Genomic DNA, 5,529 nt, shown 5'->3' on the forward strand with positions numbered 1-5,529 from the left:
CACCGACGTCGGCGGCGGGGTCGCCCCGACCCCCGGCGGGCGGGCGCCGGGCGGCCCCACCGGCGGCGGGGCACCGACCGGCCCGCGCCACGGCGGATGACCGACCGGGTTGAGCACCGCGTCCATCGGGAAGAACGGCGGACCGTGCCCGCCACTGACCTTGCTCAACGTGTCGAAGTAGTCGTCGGCGGTGCGCCGGGCCAACTCCTGCGCCCGGCGGTTGTACTCCTCCTGCTTCTCCCGCACCGCCTCGGCCTCGGCCGCCTGGATGCCCTTCTCGCCGTCGTACAGACCCAGGGTGAAGCCCTGCTTGAAGCCCTCGGAGAACTGCGTCCAGCCGTCGGAGTTCTTCGCGTCGTCGATGGCTTCCCGGTACTCCGTCCAGAGGCGTTCCATCTCCGCCCGGGAGTCCCGGGCGATGCCGACCATCGCCCGCAGCGCGGTCACGTTGTGCTGGGCCGCGTCCATCCACTCGTCGAGGTACGCCAGCGTCTTGCCCGGCCCCGCCTTGAGGAACGCGTCCCGGGCCTGCGGCGACTGCCAGTGCTCGTCGTGCAGGGTCTGACTGGCGGACAGCAGCTGCTGGTGGATGCTCTGCAACAGGTTGTAGGCGTTCTGCCACTGGTCGGCCAGCGCCGAGATGTCCTCCGGGTGCTGCCCCAGCACCTGCTGGCGGACCGTCTCGATGGTGGCCCCGCCCTCGCCGCCCGGTGCCGGGGTGAACTTCAGGTCCGGGTTCTCCGGCGGCATGACGTACCGGGTGCCCTCGCCGCGCGGGCCGCCGTGCGCGTACGTCGCCTGGGCACCCCAGTAGTCGGCCATGGTGTCCTCCCGGGCTCAGATGCCGTAGTCGTGCCGCTTGATCTCGTCCAGCGCCCGCTTGGCGGGGGAGTCGGTCAACTCGGCCGGGTCCACGCCCTCGGTGTCCTGACCGATGTGCAGCTCCTGGGTGACGGTGCCCCTGCCGTCGGTCGTGGTGATCGTGTGCGTCCCGTCGGCGTGCTGCGCGTCGACCCGGGTGGCGGTCGGCCTGTCCCCGGCGTCGAGCTGCTCGCTGGTCACCGTACGACCGCCGTCGACGCCGTACGACGTGGTCTCCCGGCTGCCGCCGGTGCGTCGGCCCTCCGCGTCGGTGTTGGTGGTGGTGACCACCGTCGAGGTGCCGGTGACGACCGTGGTCGTCCGGCTGGTGCTGCTGTCGAGCACCTTGCCGGTGGCGTCGGTCGTGGTGGTGACCGTCTCGGTGCCCACGCCACCGGGCAGCGACCGCTGCACGATGGTGCGCACCACGCCGCCGGGGCCGAGCGCGGTGAAGGTGATGCTGCCGTCCGGGGCGACCCGGGGCCGGCCCTGGTCGACGAACTGCTCGGGGGTCGGCGCGGTGCCGGCCTGCCCGCTCGACACCGTTTCGAGGTACTGGTCCCACCAGGTCTTGCCGGAGACGAACGGCGGCAGCCCGGCGGGACGCGGCGCGTCGGCGTCGCCGAAGGCGAACCGGACCGCGTCCAGCGAGGCCGCCGACCAGCCGTCGGTGTTGGCGTAGGCGTCCGCCACCGTCTGCGCGGCCATGCCGATGTTGGTCAGCGCCGCGCCCAGGTAGGTCAGGTACTGCTGGAACTCGGCGTAGTTGAGGGTGAGCTGGGTGCGGATGTAGACGCCCTCGGGCAGCGCGGCACCCTCCCAGGCGCGGTGCGGCAACTGGCCGAGCTGGCTCAACCGGCCGCCGTGGCTCTGCAGGTTCTCCTGGATGACGACCATGTTCTTGCCGTAGTCGACCAGCCCGTCCGGATCGACGTCGACGGGTTTCTGATCGGCCAGCCAGTCGGTCCGGGTGTTCTGGTCGGTCTCGTGCTGGTACGGGTTGCTGCCGTCGTCCTCCGCCACCGAACCTCCCCTGGTGCGGCGGGCCCCCGCCCGAGTCTCACCGGAAATCGCCCCGAGCGTAACCGCTGCCGACCACCGCCGGGACCCGGTACCACCGCCGTCTCCTCCCCGACCAGCCACTTCGGACGAAGTGAGGTGGCCCGATTCGTTACGGGGCGCTACCGTCAGGGTCGGCCACGACGGCCACCACCATCAAGGGGACGCTTCCCTGACCGGGGGGCGCAAGCAGAGGAGCGGGTGAGTCCACCTTGACCGACACTCCGGGACTGGGTCAGGTTCACGCCACCCAGGAACAGCTGAACGCGATGGCGAAACGGTGCAACGAGACCGGTGAGGGCCTCGCACTGGGCATGGCGCGGCTCGTCGAACGGGTGCAGGCGCTGGGCGGCAGCGGCATGCGCGGCTCGGCCAACAACGCGCTTCAGGACGTCTCCGTGCAGCTCAACGACGGCCTGAAGAAGATCATCTCGGCGCTCGACGAACTGTCCGGCAAGATGACCAGCGCCGCCACGCAGTACGGCATGAACGACGAGGACGCCGCGACCGAGATCCGCAACGCCGCCGCCGAGACCGGCGACGCCAGCGTGATGAGCATCCTGCGCGGCTGACGCCGCCGGTATCCGCCGCGGCCACGTCGGCCCTCCCCGGGCGATCCGTGCCGCTGTGACCAGCGAAAGGTGACCTTCCAGTGAGCAGTCCCATCACCTACAACTTCGGCCAGATCTCCGATGTGGCCACCGCCATCGGCACCTACCAGGGCCAGATGGACGGCAGCCTCCAGGACCTCTACACCCAGTTCACCCAGCTTTTCGCGGCCGACTGGCAGGGCCCGGCGGGGCAGGCGTGCGACGAGGCCCGGCAGAAGTGGAACCAGGGCGCCACCGAGATCAAGGAGGCGCTGACCCGGGTCGGCGTGAAGCTCGGCGCGTCCGCCGAGCGGATGCAGCAGGTCGACCAGCAGATCGCCGCCGGCATGTGACCGTCCGGTCCGACGCCCTCCGGCCCGGAGGGCGTCGGACCGGTGGGGCAGCCGGGCCGGGCCGCCCCGGTTAGGCTGCCCGTCGGAAGGGACCTCGGGGGAGGGACGATGGAGGAACGACCGAACTTCGGCGCGTTGACCGCCATGATCGGTGACCTCAAGAAGGCCTGGTCCGGAATGGACGACGTACAGCGCCGGATGCTCCGGGTGACCGGCACGGCCTGGTCGGACGACCGCACCGTCAAGGCGGTCGTCGGCCCCCGGGGGCACCTGCTGGAGCTGGACATCGACCCCCGGGTGTTCCGCAACCCCAACTCCAAGGCCCTCGCCGCCACCATCGTGGCTACCGTCCGCCTCGCCGTCGAGGACGCCGCCGAGCAGTCCCGCGAGATCCTCGACGGCAGCCTCGCCCCCGACCTGCGCCGGATGGCCCCCGGCGGCGCGCAGCTGGAGAAGCTGCTGCACAGTCACGACGCCGACGTGCGCCTGAAGGGGGACGACGATGAGTAGCTTCGTCGAGATCAGGACGAGCGTCGCCGACATCCTCGGCATCGCCAACCGGCTCCGGATCAACGGGCAGTCGATGTCCACCGCGATGGACGGCAAGCTCGGTGCCATCACCGGGCTGGAGGCCGCGCCCGGGACGCTGCCGCGCGACGAGTTCACCGAGGAGTTCCTCAAGACGTACCACAAGTCGGTCGAGGTTCCCGGCGGCGGCGGGCAGCAGATGAACGAGGCCGTCAAGGCCACCGTGCCCAAGCTCGGCGAGGCGATGGACAAGCTCGGCGCGTACGTGGCCGACGCCATGTGGAGCTACACCGGCACCGACGACGACAACGCCACCGACATCGACCGGGCCGGTGGCCGGCACTGACCCGAGACGACCGGCCGGGAAACCCGACGATGCCGGGGAGGACCCCGCGTGAGCGAGAGTGACCACGCCCTCGCCGAGATCCTGGAGTGGTTCTCCGACCTCGAAGCCGCCATCCCGGGTGTCCGCTCCACCGTCGGCGAGATCCTCATCGGCAAGATCCCCGAGTCGGACATCGACGCCGTCTACGAACTCTCCGACGCCTGGGGTGCCGCGACGCAGGAACTCGCCGCCTTCTACGAGGAGGCGGTGCACGCCGCCGACGGCATCCTGACCAACTGGAGCGGCGACGGGGCCGCCGAGGTGTTCACCCGGGAATGGCTGTCCTACCTCGAATCGCTCGCCGGCACGGTCGACACCCTCGCCTCCATGGAGGAGGCGGTACAGAGCTTCGGCCTCCAGATCGAGCTGATGAAGTTCATGGCCCTGCTCGGCCTGATCATGCTCGCCGTCTCGCTGTTCATGCTGGTCGCCGCCGCCATCCCGTCACTCGGCCTGTCCACCGCCGGCATCCCGGGGGCGTTCGCCGCCTGCCGGGCCGCGATCGGGGCCGCCGCCACCAACGCGGTACGGGCCATCGGCAGCATCTCCGTACGCGCCGCCCTCGCCGAGGTGACCGCGCTGCTGACCCGTACCCTGCCGACCCTGGTCCGGACCCAGTTGCCGAACCTGGTCCGTACCCAGGTCCCCCGGCTGGTCACCACCCAGCTGCCGCGTTTCGCGCGGACCCAGGTCCCCACCTTCGTCCGGCAGACCCTGCCGACGGTGATCCGGCAGGGCGCCGGCAACCTCGCCCGCAACACCCTGCCGCGCAACGTCATCGCCCGGTCGGTCGCCGACCGGATGGCCGGTCAGTGGCTGCGCGGCGTCACCAACCGGGAACTGCTGCGCCAACTCGGCCGGGAGGCCGGGCTGGAGTCCCGACGGCTGGCCGGGCGGAGCCTGCTCGCCGCCCGCAACCAGCTCGCCCGGGAGATCGAGGAACAGCTGCTACGCAGGTTCGGTGCCCGGGTCGGCACCGACCTCGCCGCCCGTGGCGGCGTACGACTGGCCGGCACCGAGGCGTTCGAGCAGCTCAGCCGGGCCACCCTCAGCCAGTACGCGACCCGCGAGATCGCCACCACCACCTTCGGCCGGGAGCTGACGAAGTACCTGGGCCAGCGGGTGGCGTTCGGGGCGGCGTTCATGGGCGGCGGCAACCTGCTGGGCCAGATGTACCAGATCGCCGGGGGCGAACGGTCCAGCCTCGACCTCGGCCAGCTCGGCGTCTCCACCGTCCAGGGTGGGCTGTTCGGGGCGTCGATGTTCGGTGGCATCCCCGGCCACGTCATCGGCGGCGGGGTCACCGGCGCCCTGGTGACCGGCGCGACCGACGCCGCCCAGGGCAGGTTCGACCTCCAGAACATGCTGCACGGCGGCGCGGAGGGGGCCAAGGCCGGCGTCATCTTCGGCGCGCAGAACAAACTGGACACCGTCCGGGTCGGCGGGATGAACCTGCGGATCGGGCGTGACGTGATGGTGCTCCCCGAGGGGATGGCCGCCGTCGACCGGGCCGCCGGCCTGCGGGTCACCTACAGCGAGCGGGGCGCGGTCTGGGCCCACGTCGACGGCGACGGCCAACGGCTCGACGGCGGGGCGATCGCCGCCGACGGCACCGTGCTCGCCCGCGACGGCGTCCGGTCACCCGACCCGACGGTGGTCGACGGCGACGGACCCGCCCCCGGCGGCCCGGGTGGCCCCCACCCGCCACGGCCCGAGCTGCCCCCGGCCGACCTGCCGCAACGCACCGACCTGG

General features: G+C 71.7%; 7 protein-coding genes. 5 read left to right on the forward strand and 2 right to left on the reverse strand.

The genetic code is table 11. The features are described 5' to 3' along the window. Together H1A17_RS33145 and H1A17_RS33150 are read right to left on the reverse strand one after the other, a co-directional pair. A partial coding sequence (locus H1A17_RS33145) for a WXG100 family type VII secretion target (RefSeq protein ID WP_375372853.1) occupies positions 1-822 on the reverse strand: 822 nt, incomplete at its 3' end. 15 nt (positions 823-837) lie between these two features. Next, a complete protein-coding gene (locus H1A17_RS33150) occupies positions 838-1,884 on the reverse strand; it encodes a WXG100 family type VII secretion target (protein WP_145921572.1) in 1,047 nt (348 codons plus the stop codon). A 248-nt stretch (positions 1,885-2,132) separates the two neighbouring features. Between H1A17_RS33150 and H1A17_RS33155 the strand changes: the two genes are divergently transcribed. The 5 genes from H1A17_RS33155 to H1A17_RS33175 all read left to right on the forward strand — a co-directional run. Continuing rightward, positions 2,133-2,492, forward strand: coding sequence for a WXG100 family type VII secretion target (locus H1A17_RS33155; protein WP_228544714.1), 360 nt, complete (start codon positions 2,133-2,135; stop codon positions 2,490-2,492). Positions 2,493-2,572: 80 nt separating this feature from the next. Next, the gene (locus H1A17_RS33160) at positions 2,573-2,863 is read left to right on the forward strand and encodes a WXG100 family type VII secretion target (protein WP_145921571.1); all 291 of its coding nucleotides are present in this window, start codon (positions 2,573-2,575) and stop codon (positions 2,861-2,863) included. A gap of 108 nt (positions 2,864-2,971) precedes the next feature. Beyond that, entirely contained in the window at positions 2,972-3,373 is a 402-nt protein-coding gene (locus H1A17_RS33165) for a YbaB/EbfC family nucleoid-associated protein (protein ID WP_088644221.1), read from the forward strand. Further along, positions 3,366-3,737 (forward strand): hypothetical protein, encoded by a 372-nt coding sequence (locus H1A17_RS33170; protein ID WP_145921570.1) that lies wholly within the window; start codon positions 3,366-3,368, stop codon positions 3,735-3,737. The genes H1A17_RS33165 and H1A17_RS33170 overlap by 8 nt, the downstream gene beginning before the upstream one ends. 48 nt (positions 3,738-3,785) lie before the next feature. Beyond that, on the forward strand, positions 3,786-5,529 hold a 1,744-nt coding region (locus tag H1A17_RS33175; protein ID WP_194823731.1), incomplete at its 3' end, for a hypothetical protein.

The organism is Micromonospora sp. S-DT3-3-22, assembly GCF_015354745.1.
Taxonomy (GTDB): domain Bacteria; phylum Actinomycetota; class Actinomycetes; order Mycobacteriales; family Micromonosporaceae; genus Micromonospora; species Micromonospora wenchangensis.